Source organism: Psychrobacter sp. HII-4 (assembly GCF_904846595.1).
GTDB classification, from domain to species: domain Bacteria; phylum Pseudomonadota; class Gammaproteobacteria; order Pseudomonadales; family Moraxellaceae; genus Psychrobacter; species Psychrobacter celer.
On record NZ_CAJHBJ010000039.1, the window covers coordinates 1 to 18999 of the forward strand.

Sequence of the window (18999 nt, forward strand, 5' to 3'; positions counted from 1 at the left end):
GCTAAAATTGCCCCATACTGCGTTACAAATCTCGCTAAGGCATCTGCATTATCGTCGCTTTGTGCCTTGTCTGGAACAATTTTAGCGATCAGCAGTGCCTATTTGCGAATGTTCAACACGCCCTAGTATTTTCTATATCAATTTTATAAATTCTCTATAGAAGCCAAGTCTTGTCCATTTTATTTTGTGATATTGTTATAATGGTTTTGATATTCACTTTTATTAAGGCGCGGTTTAGCGTTTTATTTTCTTCTATTTCTGCAGGTATCTGCCCGTGTCCAACCATATCTCAACCGCTGTTACTCCATCCAATCATTCAGAGCCTGCGGCCACCGCTGACGAGCCGGCGACGCCAGTCAATACCGGTGCAGAGTCAGTAGACCTGCCGCCTGAGCCTGACATCGATGCTTTATTAGATATCGCTGAAGACGCCGATGTAACATGGGTACGCGAGCAAGAGGGTTTGGCTGACGTGATAGAGGCGTTGGCGACGTGCGGGCGCGTGGCGTTAGATACAGAATTTATCAAGCGCGATACCTACTATCCGCGTTTGGCTTTGGTGCAGCTCAACACAGGCGATCATATCTATCTATTAGACGCACCGCGACTACAATTGGACGATTTTTGGCAAGCCTTGACAGAGGTAGACGTAGCGATTTGGCATGCTTGCGGCGAAGATTTGGGTATTTTTTATCTGTTGTCTGGCTGTCCGCCTCTCACCAACATCTTTGATACGCAAATTGCACTGTCATATTTGACGGGTCAATTACAAATGGGTTATCAGCAAGCGCTTGATGACCAGTTAGACATGCATATCGATAAAGAACAAAGCCAGTCTGACTGGCTACAGCGTCCGCTATCAGATGAGCAAGAGCAGTATGCGATTGATGACGTGCGGTTTTTGCCTGCGCTTTATTTAAGTCTTGAATACGAGCTAAAAAAGCAAGGTCTCTTTGACTATGTGTGGGAGGATTGTCAGCTATATGCCCGTGACCTCTATGACACGCAGCACATGGCCGATGATGAGATGTATCTTAGCATGGCGGATTATCGTTATACCTCTGAGCAGATGGCGATACTGCAAGCAGTGGCAACATGGCGTGAGGAGCTGGCACGGGCGACCAATCAGCCACGTACCTTTGTCATAAAAAAACAAGCGGTGCGTGAAATTGTCACCGAAAAACCCAGCAACATGCGCGAGCTTGCGCACAAAACCACCATGCACCGCAGCATGCTACGCCTCTATGGTGAGGAGTTGCTCAAAGTGATTAAGGAAGCCAAAAACCTGCATCCTGCTGAGCATCCTGCCTGCTTGCTACCACCATATCGCTCCAAAAACAAAGTCCTATCAAAAGCGGTGCAGCAAGCGATCGATACGCACGCAGAAAAAATCGGTGTGCCTGCCAATGTCTTGATGCGCAAAAAATGGCTGGCGCAGCTCTATGAAATCATTGCCTTTGATAAAGACCTCACCGAGCTGCCAGAAGGGCTGCAAGGCTGGCGTCATAAATGGGTGATACAAACCTTGATACCGGTGATTAAAGGGCATAAAACCGAGCTACAGCAAGGGATGGGTATAAAAGCTTAAGACAGTCTTATCTATGAGGTTTGGTTGGTCTTAGTGTTTTTAATGTCGAGCATTTTTAGCGTTTAAACTGTCCATGTCGTAAAAAATATTGGGTCTGCTCGGCGACCGCTTTGTCGACCAGCATTCCTGTGTGCGAGACTGGTAGGACTATGTGATCCGCCGCCGCATCGATTTTGGTCTCTGAGACATATACCGTACCATCGTGTAGTAGATGTTCTGCTGATGGTATGTTGTCTGTCTGATGCAGTTTGCGATTATGATACTGTAAAAACAACTGCCCTAAGCCATAAGGACGATTACCGGCAATCACGCCTAAGGTAATATGCTCCGGTACGGGCGCGACCGTGCCATCTAGTGCATCGACGTACGAACGCCCCACCACCGCTGGGGTCAAGCGCCAAATATAGTCAGCACAAACACTACCCACATGCGGCGTACCAAGTGTCACGCAGCGTCCAATTTGCCACTTGGGATACTGAGTGACGAAATCACGAATAATCAAACCGCCCAGACTGTGACCGACCAGATCGATTGGCTGGTCAGGATGGTGGTTTTCTTCTAGCCAGCGATTGAGCCGTGCGCTATTGGTTTTGATGCCATCACGCAGACTACGATAGCCAAATTGATGAGTATTAAAGCCAGCCGTTTGCAAACGTTTGGCTAATGGTCGCATGATCCAAGCGGTTTGATGCAGACCATGGATGAGAATGATGCGGTTTTTTTGGTGCATGCTGACTTCCATTAAAAATGACATCTATTAAAAACGGGTGGTTAACAACTTGATGATATGAATAGTATAGCGCTAAATGTCTCAAGCCAAATAAAAACCTCCAAATCAGCTACTGACTTGGAGGTTTATTGTTATAGCCATTATTTATTCGTTTTTAAAACTATATTTTAACACTACATATAGTTTTCGATGCTTGGGCAAGAGCACATAAGGTTCTTATCGCCATAAGCGTCATCGACACGTGCCACACTTGGCCAGAACTTATGAGCGCGGATGTACGGCAGTGGGAATGCAGCGGTATCACGGCTATATGGATGCGACCATTCTTCACTGGTAATCATCGCCGCGGTGTGCGGCGCATTGACCAATGGATTGTCTTCTAATGTCCAACCATCTTCGCCAGCTTTGGCCTTCATAGCCTCGGCTTTGATAGATTTAAGTGCACTGATAAAGCGGTCCAATTCCTCGACAGACTCAGACTCAGTTGGCTCAATCATCAACGTACCCGCAACTGGGAAACTCATGGTTGGTGAATGGAAACCATAATCCATCAAGCGCTTGGCGATATCGCTCTCAGTGATGCCAGTTTCTTCCTTCAATGGGCGAATATCGATGATACACTCGTGCGCAACGCGGCCGTTTTTGCCCGTATAAAGAACAGGGTAGTGGTCTTGTAGCTGAGTGGCGACATAGTTGGCATTTAAGAGCGCAAGCTCCGTGGCTTTTAGCAGACCATCGCGGCCCATCATGGTGATATACATCCAAGAGATGGGTAAGATACTCGCTGAGCCATAAGGCGCTGCCGATACCGCTGAGCAGTCTTTTTGCGCATTATGCACAGGGCTTAGCGTATGGTTGGCCATAAAGGGGGCCAAGTGCGCCTTCATGCCGATAGGGCCCATGCCAGGACCGCCGCCGCCATGCGGGATACAGAAAGTTTTATGCAAGTTCATATGTAGTACGTCAGCACCGACATCAGCAGGCTGCATCATGCCGACCTGTGCGTTCATGTTGGCGCCATCCATATAGACCTGACCGCCATGCTTATGAATCAAGTCACAGATATGACGAATGCCTTCTTCAAACACCCCGTGCGTCGATGGATAAGTAATCATCAACGCACCTAGGCTTGCGCTATGCTCTTCACATTTTGCCGTCAAGTCCTCAATATCTACGTTACCGTTTTCGTCAGTTTTGACGACGACGACTTTCATGCCCATCATCATGGCCGTTGCAGGGTTGGTGCCGTGCGCCGACTGCGGGATCAGACACACATCACGCTCTGTTTCGCCCAATGATTCATGATAGCGACGAATGGCAAGTAGGCCTGCGTATTCACCAGAAGCGCCTGAGTTTGGTTGCATCGATACATCGTCAAAGCCGGTGATGGCTTTTAGCTGATCTTGTAAGCTATCGATCATGGCGATATAGCCGGTGACTTGGCTGCGCGGTGCAAAGGGGTGCACGTTGGCAAATTCAGGCCAAGTAATCGGTAGCATCTCACTGGTGGCGTTTAGCTTCATGGTACAGCTGCCAAGTGAAATCATACTGCGGTTCATCGCCAAATCTTTGTCTTCTAGCGACTTTAGGTAGCGCAGCATTTCGTGCTCGGTGTGGTGCGAGTTAAATACCGGATGGGTCAGGATGTCATCAGTACGCAAGTGCGCGCTATCGAGTGACAAGCGGGCTTCTGCTGGCAAGTCATGCGCTTTACTGACAAACAACTGCGTTAGCGCCTTAAAGTCTTGCGCGTCGCTGGTTTCACTAAAGGCCACGCTCAGCTTGGTCGTACCTAGACGCCATAAGTTGTAGCCAATGTTTTCTGCGTTTTCAAAGATTTGGGTGGCCAGCTTTTCTGAGCCGCAATCGATAACCACGGTGTCAAAGAACTGCTCATGCACCACGGTTAGCTTGCTGTCAGCCGCAGATTTGATCACATCAGCAAAGGCAGTTGCAAACGCATGGATGCGAGTGGCGATACGTTTGACACCGCCTGGACCATGATAAACCGCGTACATACCTGCAAGGTTGGCGAGCAATACTTGTGAGGTACAGATGTTTGAGTTGGCTTTTTCGCGGCGGATATGCTGCTCACGTGTCTGCAGTGCCATACGTAGCGCGGTATTGCCTTGCGAATCTTTTGACACACCAATGATACGGCCAGGTGCTGAGCGCTTGGCTTTGTCAGAGAAAGCAAAATAGGCGGCGTGTGGACCACCAAAGCCCATTGGAATACCAAAGCGCTGGGTGCTACCAAGTGCCACATCTGCGCCCATATCGGCTGGTGACTTTAACAACACCAAGCTCATGATGTCGCTGACGACGCTGACGTAGGTTTTGTTTTTCTTAACCGCGGCGATGACGTCGGTTAAGTCTTTTACATCGCCCTCAACACCGACGTATTGGAAAATCGCGCCAAAGTAGTCGCCTGATTTGGCGGTTTCAAAATCACCGACGATGACCTCCCAACCGAAGTACTTGGCACGAGTGTTGATGACATCTAGGGTCTGCGGATAGATGCGCTCATCCACAAAAAACTGGTTTGATTTGCTTTTGCTCACGCGCTTTGACATCGCCATCGCTTCTGCCGCAGCCGTTGCTTCATCAAGTAGTGACGCGCCTGCCATCTCCAACCCTGTCAAGTCGATACATACTTGTTGGAAGTTAAGCAATGCTTCTAGGCGACCTTGAGCGATTTCTGCTTGATAAGGCGTATAAGCGGTGTACCAGCCTGGGTTTTCTAGCACGTTACGCTGAATGACTGCAGGCATACGTACTGGCGAGTAGCCTTGACCGATGTAGCTTTTGTTTACCGTGATGTCGTCTGCCATGGTGCGTAGCTTGGCAAGTGCAGCATGCTCACTCATCGCGACTGGTAGATCAAGCGCTTTGTGCAAGCGCACAGGCTCAGGCACGGTATCGTTGATAAAGCTTGCCATATCTTGATAACCAACGGCGCTGAGCAAGTCAGCTTGTTTGGCATCGTTTGAGCCTAAATGACGATAGACAAATTCAGCTTCGTTAAATAATCCTTGGAAGGTATCAAACGTTGGGTTTTGAGAGATAGTCATGACATTCCTTGGTTAAGGGAGTGGTAAAGGAGATGGCTAAAATAACGGATATTAGTTATTAATATTAATAACTAATGACGGGTTTAGACATAATGAACAAATTGAGCTTGATCAAAGCGAAACTGGGTGTTGTAAATACCATTGTCAGCGCGCTCGCCTGCGCCAATCATCATGACGATATGGTGGTCGTCGCTTAAACCTAATAGTCGCTTCATCGCAGGCTCATCAAAGCCGCCCATCGGACAGCTGTCAAAGCCATGTGCACGTAGTGCCAGCATCAGGTTTTGGGCGGCAAGCGCGGTATTGTTGGTGGCCCAGTTTTTGGTGTCTTCAAAGGTATAGTAAGGCGACTTAATCGGTCCTTTGAGGCGTCTTGCGACCTGAGTTGCACCCCATTTGGCTGCAGAGACGATGTTGGCAGGGCCGCGCAAAAAGTCTAAAGTAACGACTTTGTTGTAGTAGTCTTTTACCTTTTTTGGGACAGGTTTATCAGGATATTCACGCAATATCTGTTGGGCGTGGTCTTGCCACACGTCAGTACGCGCCACCACTGCAATGAGACGCGCTGAGGTTTTTGCCGCGTTTTGGTTCATGCAGTTTTTTATCGCACGTTTGCGTGTGTCTGCATCATCGATGACATAAAACTCCCACGGCTGCAGATTGCTTGAGTTGGGCGCCAGCATGGCCAGACGCAGACAGTCTGCCAGTACGGCATCTGGTATCGGTGTGTCAGTGAAACGGCGCACCGAACGACGAGACTCCACGACGTCACAAAACGCCTGTAGTGTCGCTGTGCGATCGAGTGTGGCAGTGCCAGTTTTTTTGTCATTGTCAGGTGTCATAAGAGAGTCCATGCTGAGGATTGAGTGACCCACTTGCGCGTCATCAAAGCGGGGCTGGGGCTATAATCGCGAATCGCGTCCGCATCTAACAAGTAAGTCGTCGTGATAAATCAGATTATTACCAATCAGAACCAATCAGTTTGTTTAGGGCGTTGTCCTCAATTCAATCGATAGCCATCTAAATGGGCTAAAAATGGCTAAATCTGGCCAAACGGTGTCAAATAGCTGATTAATATCTCGATATTATCTGCGTTATTTTCTTTGTTTGACGGTGATTTATCTCATTTTTAACATGAGGACACACCCTAGCAGTCGTGTTTTTGCCGCTGTGTTTTTCAAAGCGGCTTAAAAACGGCCTAACAGTAGGATAAACAGATACCAGCTGCCGCCAGTAGCCGCCGTGTTGCTTATATAAATTTAAACAAAGACTGAGTAGATTACAGCTCGTTTTCGTACTCTTCAGCGGTCATCAATGCTTCGTAATCGGCGATATTGTCTGGTTTGATTTTAAAGAACCAGCCTTCGCCGTACGGGTCAGAGTTGATGATTTCTGGATCATCTTCTAGTGCTTCGTTGATCGCAACCACTTCACCTGAGATAGGCGCATAGACGTCAGAGGCTGCTTTTACAGACTCGACCACAGAGATTTCGTCGTCGACGGCGAGGATATCGCCAACGTCTGGCAATTCGACAAATACCACGTCGCCGAGTAGGTCTTGAGCATGGTCAGTGATACCAACAGTGATCGTACCGTCTTCTTCTAGACGCAGCCACTCGTGACTGGCGATGTATTTTAGTTCTGCTGGGATGTTGCTCATGGGGTCTCTCCTAAGTGAGGATGGTGAATAAAATAATGGATGTTAATGATAAAATTTATCAGGGATATCAGTCAAACTGCTGTTTGCCGTTACGGACAAAAGGGAGTTTTACGACGCGCACATCGACGAACTTGCCTTTGCCGCGCAGGTCGACCTGTACGCTATCTTCATCTGATAAGCTGGCAGGCACGCGTGCAATCGCGATCGAGTTTTTTAGGCTAGGGGAGAAGGTACCGCTGGTGATGATACCGGTTTGCTCATTGTCTGTGCCTTGGTTGATGGTCACGGTCATGCCCTCACGCAAGACACCGCGGGTGGTCAGTAGTAAGCCGACTTGTTTCATGGCGGTGTTGTCGTCTTTTGCTTGTTGACGCTTACTGACTAAGGCATCACGACCGACAAACTCACGCTCGTCTTTTAGCGCTAGCGTCCAGCCCATGTTGCACTCATACGGGCTGGTTTCTTCGTCCATGTCGTGACCGTAGAGGTTCATGCCCGCTTCCATACGCAAGGTATCACGCGCGCCGAGGCCAGCAGGCTTAATACCATTAGCTTTTAATAAGTCAAAGAACGCTGGCGCATCATCGCCATGCATGATGACTTCGACGCCATCCTCGCCTGTATAACCGGTACGAGCGACAAACCAATCTGTGCCTTCGATATCGGTCAAATCAGCGCCGACAAAAGGTTTTAGGCCTGCTAACACCTCAGCCCAGCTTGGTTTGGCTTGTGTAAGTTTTTCGACCGCATTGGGGCCTTGAACGGCAAGCATGGCAAGCTCTGGGCGCTCGGTGATGCTGATGTCAAAACCTGCTGCGACTTTGTGAAACTGTGCCATGTTTTTATCACGGGTGGCCGCGTTTGAGACGATACGATATTCGGTGGCGTCTTCATTCATTAGATAGACGATTAGGTCATCGATGATGCCGCCTTGCTCATTGAGCATCGGCGAGTACAGCGCTTTGCCAACGGTTTTTAGTTTGGCGACATCATTGGCTAGTAGCTTTTGTAGCCATGCTTTGGCATCTGTGCCTTTGATATCGGCGACGACCATGTGTGAGACGTCAAACATACCGGCATCGGTACGTACCGCTTCGTGCTCTTCGATTTGTGAGCCATAATGGATGGGCAGCTCCCAACCAGAAAAATCCACCAGCTTGCCATCGCTATCGACGTGAGACTGATAAAGGGGCGTGCGTTTGGGGGCTGCGGTGTTTGTGCTTGGAGTGCTGGTATTGTGAGTATCGGTCATAACAAATCCTTATGGAACATCAGCCGCATTTGATAATCAGTCATAACTTATCAAAGTAGCAGGGCAGAAGTGCATTATCATAGTGAGTAGCGATATTGCAGGGCGCAAGTATCGCAACCAAGGGTGGTACAAAAAATAGAGCAATCAGCCAAACAGACGCCAAACGTCGGTTTAAGCAAAAGCCCTATCTGTCCTGTCACCTGAGATTTTCAATACGGCACATCGTTGTGGTCTCTAAAGCCTTTGCTTTACTCTTGCCATCACGATGCTGTCGCATTTTCTCCCCTTCGGTGGGTAAGGCGTCGTCCGTCCTTACCGCTCTCCAGATTTGTTATGTCTTATGTTTGTAGGCCACGCGTTAGGTGTCGCCGCAAAACAATCATGACATGTGTTTTTCAGTCCTTTTACCTGAGCGATTGGCAGGGTGGATGCGCCTTCGGTGGTCTGTGGATAATGCTCAATAGGACATTACCACGATGGGCTGATACGTATCGTTGCCGGTCTTTTATTTCAATGACCTGATAGCAGATAGGTACGCCTACAGACTCTCTCCTGAAAAACGTTTTTATTATGAAAGGTTCACCGCGCTTTTACAAGCCATCTGCGCCATTAAAGTCGATAATTTTGGCAAAAAGTCTTTTTTGTCCCAGCGATTGTCAGTAGTAAGGCATGGTGGCAGCGTTATATCGGTGTTTGTCCTCTTGAGTGCGTTGTTAGTTTCTAGTCGGTTTACCATAGCAGAACGTAAAGCGACTACTGATGTTTGCCCGAAATATGCTAACCTATGGCGATAGATTTTGATAGGTTGTTTTTATGCATTGCGATATTTATAAGTTTCCCAAACATGATGATATGTACATCTACATTGCGCGTCCTGATTATCCAGATGATACCGATGAGATTAAAGACTGGCTGGGGGTGTTGCCCAAGGAGTTTCGTGCGGGGCTAGGGCGTAGTCAGTTTGTCATGCATCTGGATTTGTCCGCCACCTCGAAGCTGGCTCGCGTCGATAAAGAAGAGGTGCTGGCAAAGCTCCAAGCACAAGGGTACTTTGTGCAATTGCCGCCGCAAGATGTCATGCGCCGCCAAGCAGAGCTACGCGCCCGCGAAGCACAAGATAGTATTTATGACTGATGGCATTCAAAGCTAATGGCACTTAAGGCTAAAGGCATGCAAGACTCAGACGCGTGTCTTTGCCTTTATCGTGTCGATTGAGGACACATCCTAGGAAGTCGTGATAAACTGATCTTCTGTTAAGTGCAGATGTCTATTATATATTTTGTCATATTGAGGACACGCCCTAGTACGGCAAAACTTACCCACTACCAATAGACGCTGCTGGCGCTACTGGTGATAAACGCAGGTAATAAAACACGCATGGACTGGTTAAAAAACATATTGCATCGCTTACCGCTTGAGAGTATCAGTGATATCTTAGGAGAGATTGCTATTTGGTGGGGACAGCTGGTAAAAGATGTCCCACCCGCCGATTTGCCCATGTATGCCTATCTTGGGGGAACGGTGATCGTACTGATATTATGGCTGCTGGTGGCGCGCATGTTGCCGCGTCCACTCGGCGGTATGAGCTGGATGGTGTTGTTTGCCGTATTGCTCGCGCCCGGTACCGCGCTCGATGACCCTAGTGAGATTGCCCCTGCCAGTATCAGTGTGGTGTATGCGATTATGATGAAAGACTACACAAGTGCCATTGCCAATATGTTGCCCATTATGGTGGTGCTGGTGGTGGGCTTGTTTGTTGGGTTTGTCTGGCAGCTGATACGCGGTGCTTTTGAGTCGAGCCTAGACAAAGCGCGGAGCCGCACCGCCGCAGATACGCAGGCGACCATGCAGCTGACCAAAGGCAATTATCTGGCCGAAAACACTGATATAACTGAGCATGCGAAGGTTCATGATCACGCACCAGTAGCTGAGACTGACGAAACGCTGAATCTCAAAAAGCGCGGTGCCAAAAATGAGGGCATACTGTCTAAACAGGCCAATCCCAACGATACGATAGACAAAGGGTGAGGAGCTGGGCGTCAATAGCGGCATGGTTTAATTTGCTCAATGACTATAAGCTCGATAACTATAAACTTAATGACTATATAGTCGATACACTCTAAAAATATCATAGCGCTACTGGGATGAATTTTGCGCAGCCTCTGGGAACGCAGCACGCAAGTAAAATTTATACCAGTAGCGCGCTTAAATCCATAACAGTTTTATATTCAGCTAACTATAAAGTAACTGAAAAAAAGACACCATGTGTGTCTTTTTTTATGGCTAATCATTATGCACCATATTTAGGGCGTAAGAAGTGCTGATCGGAAGGATGACGAACGCATGAGTATTTTGGCAATCCATCAGCCTATGCTACTCTAATTTGTGAGTGCTATTTTATAAAATACTTTATTAATAACGATAACTGAGACTTTACTATGACGACCAAGATGGACAAGACCAACCATACCTTTACCGGCACACAAAGCTATATCGCCACCGATGATTTACAACTGGCAGTCAATGCAGCGATGACACTACAAAAACCGCTACTGATCAAAGGTGAGCCTGGCACTGGTAAAACACTGCTGGCCGAAGAGGTGGCGCAGAGTTTGGGGATGCCGCTGATTACTTGGCATATCAAGTCAACCACCAAAGCTGAGCAAGGGCTGTATGAGTATGATGCGGTCTCACGCTTGCGCGATTCGCAGCTCGGTGACGACAAGGTGTATGAGATTGGCAATTATATCAAACCCGGTAAGCTTTGGGAGGCTTTTACCAGTCAAGAGCGCAGTGTCCTATTGATTGATGAGATCGACAAAGCCGATATCGAGTTCCCCAATGACTTGCTGCATGAGCTTGATAAAATGTCGTTTTATGTTTATGAGACAGGCGAGACCATCACCGCCGAGCAGCGCCCAGTGGTGATTATCACCTCAAACAACGAAAAAGAGCTGCCCGACGCATTTTTGCGCCGCTGCTTTTTTCACTACATCGACTTCCCTGATGAGCACACCATGCGTCAAATCATTGAGGTGCATTTCCCCAATATCCAAGAAAAACTGGTCAATGATGCGCTGGATATCTTTTATAAGCTGCGCGGTATTCAAGGGCTTAAAAAACCACCATCAACGTCGGAATTGGTCGATTGGCTTACCTTATTGCTTGCCGATGATATGGCACAACAAGAGCTAGAAGAAAACTTGCGCGGTGAAAAATCGATCCCGCCGCTATATGGCGCGCTACTCAAAAACGAAGCGGATGTGAGCTTGTTGCAGCGTTTTGCCAACATGATGCGTCGTTAAAAGGAGCTCTATATTGTACTTTGATCAACAGTTTGATGCGTTTGTTTTAGAAAATAAAAACAATGATGAAGCATTAGCAAAGACGCTTGATGTACTGCTTTTCAGGAGTAGTACATCGAGTAAGTTTAACCGTATATCTGATAAGCTAGACGACTTTTGGCAGTCTCATTTTATAGACAATCTGACAGCGGAGCAGATGAGCAGTGAGAACTTCATTCTTGCTTTGAGTCAGTACGTTCGTTCAAAATCAATTGATAAAGAAATAGTGACCAAGTTGTTAGAACGCAATCCAAACAGTGTGGTCAAAGCAATACGACAGTCAGGGATTATTGCTCAATCTGACCATTGCTCTTGGTCAGTTTTGAGCGAAATAAACAGTCAAATTGATCTGTCAGAATTTAATGATTTTTTATGTACCGCCAAGTATATTCAGCTACAGTATCAAGAGCGTCTCAGTGCCTATAAAAATCTTAAAAACCAGCTGCAATTGGATCAGATTACAGCCATGATATTTAGTAGTTTATATGCTTGTGAATATTTGATACTGAATCCGAAAAGTATAGACAATCTTTATACCCAAATTCCTTATCAACATGGCATTGAAGAATACATACCAGTTGAGAATGTATGGAGAGCATTTAATCACATTATTACCAGTGCTAATATTCAAAAAAAAGAATTTACAGAAAAAACATTAGCATCAATTTTTAAAAATAATATGATGCCTTTTATATTAGGGCAGACACCGAACGACAAACTCATGAGTCGTTATGATGATTTTAAAAAAATGGTTGCTTGTCAGGTTGAGATTGATTTGTATCGTGATCAAGTCATAAATGCTTATTGTTTTGACTTAGAAGTAAATTACTATATACAGAATGAAAAAATAAAACTTGTGTACAGTAATAAAGAGACTGATAAATTTTCAGATAAACTATCTATTTTATCTAGTTATTGGTTATACAGAGCATTTAACTCTTTAGATAAAAATCCTTATCTAATTCGATTGGATAAAGGAGTCAATTATGAAGCTAACATAACAGCTTTGGCAAAAACGCAAGGTATTATTTTACAACTAGAAGAGATTTATGGCATTAATAAAGCTGAATTCGGCGAGCAGTATGATTTATCTGCTTTAATATTCACTATGCTAATGATTCAGGCACATTTTGAATATAACTTTGTTAAACCATTTAAAGACATTGCTTTTAGCATTAAAGCTCATCCTTTCATGGTATTAGAAAAATTAGTGATGCAAGGTGTCTCTAGAGGTCAAGATAGAATGCCTTTAAATCACGCAAAAATTAAAGATAGAGCTATTAAGATGTCAGATTGGATATTAGAAGGTAGCGGAAATTCAAAAAAGAGAGAGATGAATCGTATTTTGGACTTTTGGTCGCAAGATTTACGAGAGGATGAAAGCTCTTCTTATGGGGAGAAATCTTTTTATAAGCTTGATGGTTATATGTTTTCATTACCATGGGTAACTTTTCAAAAAAACTTCAATACAGCTACCATAAATACCTTTAGAAAATTGTATAAAAACCGAGCTGGCTTGAAATCTGAAACCGATTTGATGGAGCAGAATTTAGCTGGGCTATTGGCTAAATATAAAGGTGAAGTCTATAGTCAGTATGAGCCTTCAGAGGCTGGAGTGGGTGAGATAGATGCGATTGTAATAACAGATAATAAGGTTTTGGTTATTGAGCTTAAATCCACTTATGTAAAAAGTAGTGTGAAAGAAATATATGAGTACAAAAATTTTGTACTGAAAAAAGCTGCGTACCAATTGTCACGTAAGTCTAGCTATGTTAGCGACGTTTTTTTACCTAGCCTAGGACTTGATAGCTCTAAATTTAGCATACACTCGTGGATTGTAGACACGACGTTAGAGTTTGATCACGAGTATATTGACGGGTTTTTAAAAATATCTTTTGAAGAGTTGGTTATTATTTTAAACGGACACAAGCAGTACTTCTCAGATACGCTCAAAAATAATGATGATAAAAGCGGCTCTGGTACATTGGAAGAGAGTTTAGATGCAGTGATTGAGACTATTGAGGACAATAAGTTTTGGCTTGATAACTTACCGCTTATAAGTTCAATCCAAGAGTCAAATCCTGCTTCTACATTAAAGGCATAATCATGTTCATAAAATTATTCTACACCCTGCGGACTTACGGCGTGCCAGTCAGCACGCGCGAGCTGCTTGATCTAAACGCTGCGCTCGAGCAGGGGCTGATGATGCAGCCACATCCTGAAAACCCAGCGCTGTCTACCTTTGCCAGTCGCGAGGATATGTACCGACTGATTCGCCTCTGTATGGTCAAAGATGAGCGTCATTTTGATAAATTTGACCGCGCCATGGCCGATTATTTTGAAGGTATCGACAGCTTAGATATCGATGAGCTGATGAACAAGCTGACAGATATCCCAAAAGAGTGGCTCGATCTCAAGCTAGATCCCAAAAATTTGACCGAAGCGCAGCGGCGCTTGCTCAAAAAATACGGCTCGCTTGAGGAGTTGATGAAGGCACTTGAAGAGCGTCTAAAGGAGCAAAAAGAGCGTCATCAGGGCGGAAGCAAATGGGTCGGTACTGGCGGCACCTCACCGTTTGGCGCTTATGGTGATCATCCTGAAGGGGTGCGCGTCGGCGGTGAGTCGCGGAAACGCAGTGCGGTCAAAGTCTGGGAGCAGCGCAAATATCGTAACCTCGATGATGACAATCAGCTGGGCACGCGCCAGATTCAGATGGCGCTACGCAACTTGCGCCAGTTTGCCCGTACTGGCAGCGCCGACGAGCTCGATATCCATGAGACCATCAAGCGCACGGCCAAAAAAGGCGTACTCGATATTCATATGCAAGCTGAGCGCCGCAATCGCGTTAAAGTGTTGATGCTGTTCGATGTCGGCGGTAGTATGGATATCCATGTCGAGGCGCTAGAAAAACTGTTTTCGGCGGCAAAAAACGAATTTAAGACCTTAGAGTTTTTTTATTTTCATAATTGTCTGTATGACTACGTCTGGAAGGACAATAACCGTCGGCACAGTGCCCCGATGCCGACTTTTGAGCTGCTCAATACCTATGGCCGTGAGTATCGCGTCATCTTTGTCGGCGATGCGTCGATGTCGCCCTATGAGCTGTTTTCGGTGGGCGGTAGCGTCGAATATATGAATAACGAAGCGGGTATAGTGTGGCTAAAACGTGTACTTGAGCACTTTGATAAAGTGGCGTGGCTCAACCCAGAAAACCCCGCGTACTGGCAATATACTCAGACCATCGGTGAAATCAAAAAGCTATTTGATCATAAAATGTATCCGATGACGCTACATGGGGTTGAGGAAATGACCGACTATATGGCGCGTTGATTTTATAGTAGGGTGTTGATATATATGGTTTTTTAAAGATAGTGAGCGGCTTCCAATGCTGATATTTGTCTTTATAAATCATTAGTATAGCTGGAATTAGTGTTTTTTCATAAGCAGTCATTGATATCATCATGGCTGCTTTTTTTGCTTAAAAAACGGCTGAATAGCGATAGCGCATTGGTATACGTAATAAAATGTGTTAACATTCATTTAAAATGAATCTTATAAAGTATGTCAGCTAACTATTTAAGTTAAGCAATCTTTAATCACTTTATAAACATTTGTGAAAAGACTCATTTATCAGTAGCAACCTTTTTATATAGCAATCACTAAGAGAGTTATCATGGCTTCACCAAAAACCCTAGAAATCGTCACCGCCACCGTACCTGTACTCGAAGAGCACGGCACCGCCATCACCACGGTGTTTTATAAAAACATGTTTGCTGAGCATCCTGAGCTGCTGGATATCTTTAATGAAACCAATCAAAAGCTTGGGCGTCAGCAGACGGCGCTGGCGATGACAGTGCTGGCGGCAGCAAAGCATCTGGACAAGCTGGCAATGCTACTGCCGCAAGTCACCCAAATCAGCCATAAGCATCGAGCCCTGCAGATTTTACCTGAGCATTATCCTATCGTTGGTAAGCATCTTATCGGCGCGATAAAAGAAGTGCTGGGTGAGGCGGCAACGGATGAGATTATCCATGCTTGGACAGAGGCTTATGATGAGATTGCTTCGGTGTTTATCCAAATCGAGCAAGACATGTATGAGTCTGCGCTGTGGCAAGGCTTTGCGCTATTTACCGTAACAAAAAAGACCGCGGTGGCGACGGATATTGCCGCCTTTACCGCGGTACCCAGCAATGAGTATAAAGACGGCGATACGGCAAACCATCAAGCGATTGATTTACATAAAATGCGTTTGAGTGCTGGACAATACATCACTGTAAAAACAGAACCCAAAGACAGCGATCACACCGCTTTGCGTCACTATTCTCTGTACTCAGCAAATACCGAAGAGGGCATCAAGTTTGCAGTCAGACGCGACAATCGCAACGCGCATCATGGTTTGGTCTCAAACCATCTGCATGACCACATAAACGTCGGTGATACGATTTTGTTATCTGCCCCTGCTGGCGACTTTGTGCTGGAGCAACACCTGATGACCCAAAATGAGGTACCACTGGTGCTGATGAGCGCGGGCGTAGGGGTGACACCTGTACTGGCTATGTTGGAGGCGCAGATTATGGCCAATCCAAAGCGGCCGATCATCTGGGTATATGCCTGCCAAAACAAAGCACATCACGCCTTTGCAGACAAGGTCGAGGCACTGCTAGCGAAAGCTGAAACGGTAGAGAGGCATGTTTTTTACTTTGAGTCAGGACAGCTATTGGACGCCGCATGGCTTGCCAACTTACCTAAGCCTGCGGACATTTATGTCTGTGGCTCAATGCCATTTATGGAGAGTATGATCGATGGGCTCATGACGCTCGATCATGGCGTGGATAGTGTACATTATGAGCCGTTTGGCCCCAAAATGAGTTTGGGTAGCTAATCTTGCATCGACTTTGACCAGTGGCGGCTTGGTCAATAAAATGTTAACGTCCAGCGCAGTCATGGGCGTGTCACATACAAAAGCACCTAAATATTTTTATTATTTAGGTGCTTTTTTGCGTTTGTAGTTTAGGTGTATCCTCATTTAGATGGCTAGCGATTGAATTGAGGATACGCCCTAATAGGGTCTAGTCAGAGCTGTCGACCAGTCCAATCATCACACCCATCTGTTTTTTATCGTGCCGATTGATGCTGGGCGCGTATAGAGCCGAGGCCACGCCGCCATCTAAAAACAAGGCATTCGGGCAGCCCAAGTATTCCTTAAACAAAGTCGCAAATTGATAAAAGGTCACAGGCTCGTCGCTATGGACAAACCGAATGCGACCATCACGACAAACGCCAGCCCCGTTTCTGATTTTAGCGGATTGGCTTTCGGGGTTAAACTTTGGGTGTATTTGATCTTGAATCACCAGCATCGGCCCTGATTGAGTGGCATACCATGGCTGCGCTTGCCCGCCGTTTAGCTGCTCGCTGAATGCTTGAGATTCTGTGATCTGCACCTTGCCGTCACGCTCCCACCACATTACACCATTGGGCAATAAATGAAAATTGCCACCGCCTGACCTTAGGTTTAAGGCGCGCTTTTCTACCCCTTCGATGACAGTATAGCCAATAGGGGCAAAGCGCTCATTATACATGCCAGCATTCATGGCAAAGCTGAGAGTCTGGCCGGCTGGTAGCGCCGCCAACAATTCATCAAAGCTGAGTAAAGGCTGCGTACTATCAGGCTGTTGCCAAAATAACTGTAGCACATGCCGCTTATCACCCAGCGCTGACGCCTCAATCGCACAGGCGCTATAAGCAAACGGCGCCTGCTGTACCTGACAGGCCCACTGCGATGAGTCGCTAGCAGCGTCAGTGGCCGCAGGGGAGCAGGCGCTGAGGCTCAGCGCGAGTAGGGCCACGCTTGCTAGCGTGGCGAGTGAGGTGGCACTTGGCATCAGTCGGCGGCCTTTATTTGTGAGTACAGGATACCGCAGGTCAGCGGTGATACGCGACTAGTCATGATCAGGCGGTAAGTCGCGAAAGGTATTGTTGACGTTACCGATGAGCATGCCACCATCGATGATGTCCTCGGCGATAGCTGTGGTTTTTTCAGTTGGCGCATTGGTCTCTTTGCCTTTATCACGCGAGTCTTTGTTATAAGCGATAAGGGCGTCGTTGTTGGCCAAGAAGCTATCAGGATTGGCCATCACCCACATCTGATTAAAGACATCGGCACGCGCATTTTGTTCTAGCAAAGCCCCTTGGTCAGCAAAGTAAAAGAACTTTGAGAGAAGTTTGATTTGACCATCATCGAGGCGGCGCGCGATATGATACGGCTGCAATTGGCTTGGGTGCTGCAGACCGACTGCGCCGACGATACTGGCTAGGGACTTGAGGGTGTTTTTATGGAAGTTTGCCACGCGCTCAGCTTTGCTCGGTACATCCAGCGCTTTTTGACGATAAGGGTCTTGCGTTGCCACGCCGACAGGGCAAGTGTTGGTATGGCATGAGCGCGACTGAATACAGCCAACCGCAAACATAAAGCCACGGGCAGAGTTACACCAGTCAGCACCAAGGGCAATCATACGGGCAATATCAAATCCTGAGACAATCTTACCACTGACACCGAGCTTGATTTTGTCACGGATGCCTGCACCGACCAAGGTATTATGCACCAACAAAAACCCTTCGACCATGGGCATACCGACGTTGTCCATAAATTCAACGGGCGCCGCGCCTGTGCCGCCTTCTGAGCCATCAATGACGATAAAATCAGGGTAGTTGTCTTTTTCTATCATGGCTTTGACAATCGCCATAAACTGCCAAGGCTGACCCACGCAGAGCTTAAAGCCAACTGGCTTGCCGCCCGATAGCTCACGCAGCTGCTGCCAAAATGCGACCAGCTCACGCGGCGTGCTAAACGCGCTATGTGATGAAGGCGATACGCAGTCTTGACCCATGGGTACTTGGCGGGTTTGGGCAATCTCTGCGGTGATTTTTTCGCTTGGCAAGACGCCGCCTTTACCCGGCTTGGCACCTTGTGAGAGTTTAATTTCGATCATTTTTACTTGGGGATCGACGGCTTTTTCGGCAAAAGACTGTGGGTCAAAGTTGCCGTGGTCATCACGGCAGCCAAAATACCCCGTGCCAATTTCCCAAATTAAGTCGCCGCCAAACTTACGGTGATAAGGGCTGATGGCACCTTCTCCCGTATCATGGGTAAACCCGCCCATCTTGGCACCTTGGTTAAGCGCCATAATCGCATTGGCAGACAAACTACCAAAACTCATCGCTGAGATATTAGACCTCTTGCAAAAGTCATAGGTTTAGCTCGAAATTAATGATACCAGCAAACAGCTTCATTCTAAGATCATAGCGCTGACGACGGTTACGATATTTATGAGCCACGATTTTGAACAACTTGATT

Annotated in this window: 13 protein-coding genes, 2 pseudogenes and 2 riboswitches; of the genes and pseudogenes, 7 read left to right on the top strand and 8 right to left on the bottom strand. The window is 46.7% G+C overall.

From position 1 onward, the window contains the following. Positions 1–274: 274 nt before the first annotated feature. Positions 275–1588: a ribonuclease D gene (locus JMX98_RS12120; protein ID WP_201586928.1), complete on the top strand. Its 1314-nt coding sequence runs from the start codon at positions 275–277 to the stop codon at positions 1586–1588. A 55-nt stretch (positions 1589–1643) separates the two neighbouring features. Here JMX98_RS12120 and JMX98_RS12125 read toward each other — a convergent pair whose 3' ends face one another. From JMX98_RS12125 to gcvT, 5 genes are all read right to left on the bottom strand, one after another. Then, positions 1644–2318 carry an esterase/lipase family protein gene (locus JMX98_RS12125; RefSeq protein WP_201586932.1) on the bottom strand — a complete coding sequence of 225 codons (675 nt, stop codon included), beginning with the start codon at positions 2316–2318 and terminating at the stop codon, positions 1644–1646. Positions 2319–2491: 173 nt separating this feature from the next. After that, positions 2492–5389 (bottom strand): aminomethyl-transferring glycine dehydrogenase, encoded by a 2898-nt coding sequence (gene gcvP, locus JMX98_RS12130; protein WP_201586934.1) that lies wholly within the window; start codon positions 5387–5389, stop codon positions 2492–2494. An 83-nt stretch (positions 5390–5472) separates the two neighbouring features. Further along, positions 5473–6231: a nitroreductase family protein gene (locus tag JMX98_RS12135; protein ID WP_105245127.1), complete on the bottom strand. Its 759-nt coding sequence runs from the start codon at positions 6229–6231 to the stop codon at positions 5473–5475. 437 nt (positions 6232–6668) lie between these two features. Beyond that, on the bottom strand, positions 6669–7049 hold the full coding sequence (gcvH, locus tag JMX98_RS12140; RefSeq protein WP_075101105.1) for a glycine cleavage system protein GcvH: 381 nt from the start codon (positions 7047–7049) through the stop codon (positions 6669–6671). Between the two features lie 67 nt (positions 7050–7116). Further along, complete coding sequence (gcvT, locus tag JMX98_RS12145; RefSeq protein ID WP_201586936.1) at positions 7117–8301, bottom strand: glycine cleavage system aminomethyltransferase GcvT; 1185 nt, start codon at positions 8299–8301, stop codon at positions 7117–7119. 178 nt (positions 8302–8479) lie between these two features. Continuing rightward, a riboswitch (glycine riboswitch) is annotated at positions 8480–8637 on the bottom strand. 50 nt (positions 8638–8687) lie between these two features. Next, positions 8688–8866, bottom strand: a riboswitch (glycine riboswitch). 248 nt (positions 8867–9114) lie between these two features. Between gcvT and JMX98_RS12150 the strand changes: the two genes are divergently transcribed. The 6 genes from JMX98_RS12150 to JMX98_RS12175 all read left to right on the top strand — a co-directional run bounded on the left by JMX98_RS12150 (position 9115) and on the right by JMX98_RS12175 (position 16527). Next, entirely contained in the window at positions 9115–9435 is a 321-nt protein-coding gene (locus JMX98_RS12150) for a YcgL domain-containing protein (RefSeq protein WP_201586938.1), read from the top strand. A gap of 243 nt (positions 9436–9678) precedes the next feature. Further along, positions 9679–10329 carry a hypothetical protein gene (locus JMX98_RS12155; RefSeq protein ID WP_227680164.1) on the top strand — a complete coding sequence of 217 codons (651 nt, stop codon included), beginning with the start codon at positions 9679–9681 and terminating at the stop codon, positions 10327–10329. Positions 10330–10751: 422 nt separating this feature from the next. Then, entirely contained in the window at positions 10752–11606 is an 855-nt protein-coding gene (locus JMX98_RS12160) for an AAA family ATPase (protein ID WP_105245130.1), read from the top strand. Between the two features lie 13 nt (positions 11607–11619). Continuing rightward, the gene (locus JMX98_RS12165; protein WP_201586940.1) at positions 11620–13749 is read left to right on the top strand and encodes a hypothetical protein; all 2130 of its coding nucleotides are present in this window, start codon (positions 11620–11622) and stop codon (positions 13747–13749) included. Positions 13750–13751: 2 nt separating this feature from the next. Continuing rightward, entirely contained in the window at positions 13752–14975 is a 1224-nt protein-coding gene (locus JMX98_RS12170) for a vWA domain-containing protein (RefSeq protein WP_201586943.1), read from the top strand. Between the two features lie 343 nt (positions 14976–15318). Then, a complete protein-coding gene (locus JMX98_RS12175) occupies positions 15319–16527 on the top strand; it encodes a globin domain-containing protein (RefSeq protein ID WP_201586945.1) in 1209 nt (402 codons plus the stop codon). A 187-nt stretch (positions 16528–16714) separates the two neighbouring features. On the opposite strand, the gene JMX98_RS12180 is transcribed toward JMX98_RS12175, so the two are convergent. The 3 genes and pseudogenes from JMX98_RS12180 to JMX98_RS14105 all read right to left on the bottom strand — a co-directional run. Further along, positions 16715–17527 carry a phosphodiester glycosidase family protein gene (locus JMX98_RS12180; protein ID WP_201586948.1) on the bottom strand — a complete coding sequence of 271 codons (813 nt, stop codon included), beginning with the start codon at positions 17525–17527 and terminating at the stop codon, positions 16715–16717. A 57-nt stretch (positions 17528–17584) separates the two neighbouring features. Next, positions 17585–18874 (bottom strand): annotated as a pseudogene (locus JMX98_RS12185) (FMN-binding glutamate synthase family protein); the annotation flags it as partial. Between the two features lie 16 nt (positions 18875–18890). Then, a pseudogene (locus JMX98_RS14105) lies at positions 18891–18999 on the bottom strand (IS5/IS1182 family transposase); the annotation flags it as partial.

Excerpts from the sequence above, each read along its gene's own strand:
- JMX98_RS12125 (WP_201586932.1), bottom strand. The coding sequence starts at position 2,318 with ATGCACCAAAAAAACCGCATCATTCTCATCCATGGTCTGCATCAAACC.
- gcvP (WP_201586934.1), bottom strand. The coding sequence starts at position 5,389 with ATGACTATCTCTCAAAACCCAACGTTTGATACCTTCCAAGGATTATTT.
- JMX98_RS12135 (WP_105245127.1), bottom strand. The coding sequence starts at position 6,231 with ATGACACCTGACAATGACAAAAAAACTGGCACTGCCACACTCGATCGC.
- gcvH (WP_075101105.1), bottom strand. The coding sequence starts at position 7,049 with ATGAGCAACATCCCAGCAGAACTAAAATACATCGCCAGTCACGAGTGG.
- gcvT (WP_201586936.1), bottom strand. The coding sequence starts at position 8,301 with ATGACCGATACTCACAATACCAGCACTCCAAGCACAAACACCGCAGCC.
- JMX98_RS12150 (WP_201586938.1), top strand. The coding sequence starts at position 9,115 with ATGCATTGCGATATTTATAAGTTTCCCAAACATGATGATATGTACATC.
- JMX98_RS12155 (WP_227680164.1), top strand. The coding sequence starts at position 9,679 with ATGGACTGGTTAAAAAACATATTGCATCGCTTACCGCTTGAGAGTATC.
- JMX98_RS12160 (WP_105245130.1), top strand. The coding sequence starts at position 10,752 with ATGGACAAGACCAACCATACCTTTACCGGCACACAAAGCTATATCGCC.
- JMX98_RS12170 (WP_201586943.1), top strand. The coding sequence starts at position 13,752 with ATGTTCATAAAATTATTCTACACCCTGCGGACTTACGGCGTGCCAGTC.
- JMX98_RS12175 (WP_201586945.1), top strand. The coding sequence starts at position 15,319 with ATGGCTTCACCAAAAACCCTAGAAATCGTCACCGCCACCGTACCTGTA.
- JMX98_RS12180 (WP_201586948.1), bottom strand. The coding sequence starts at position 17,527 with ATGCCAAGTGCCACCTCACTCGCCACGCTAGCAAGCGTGGCCCTACTC.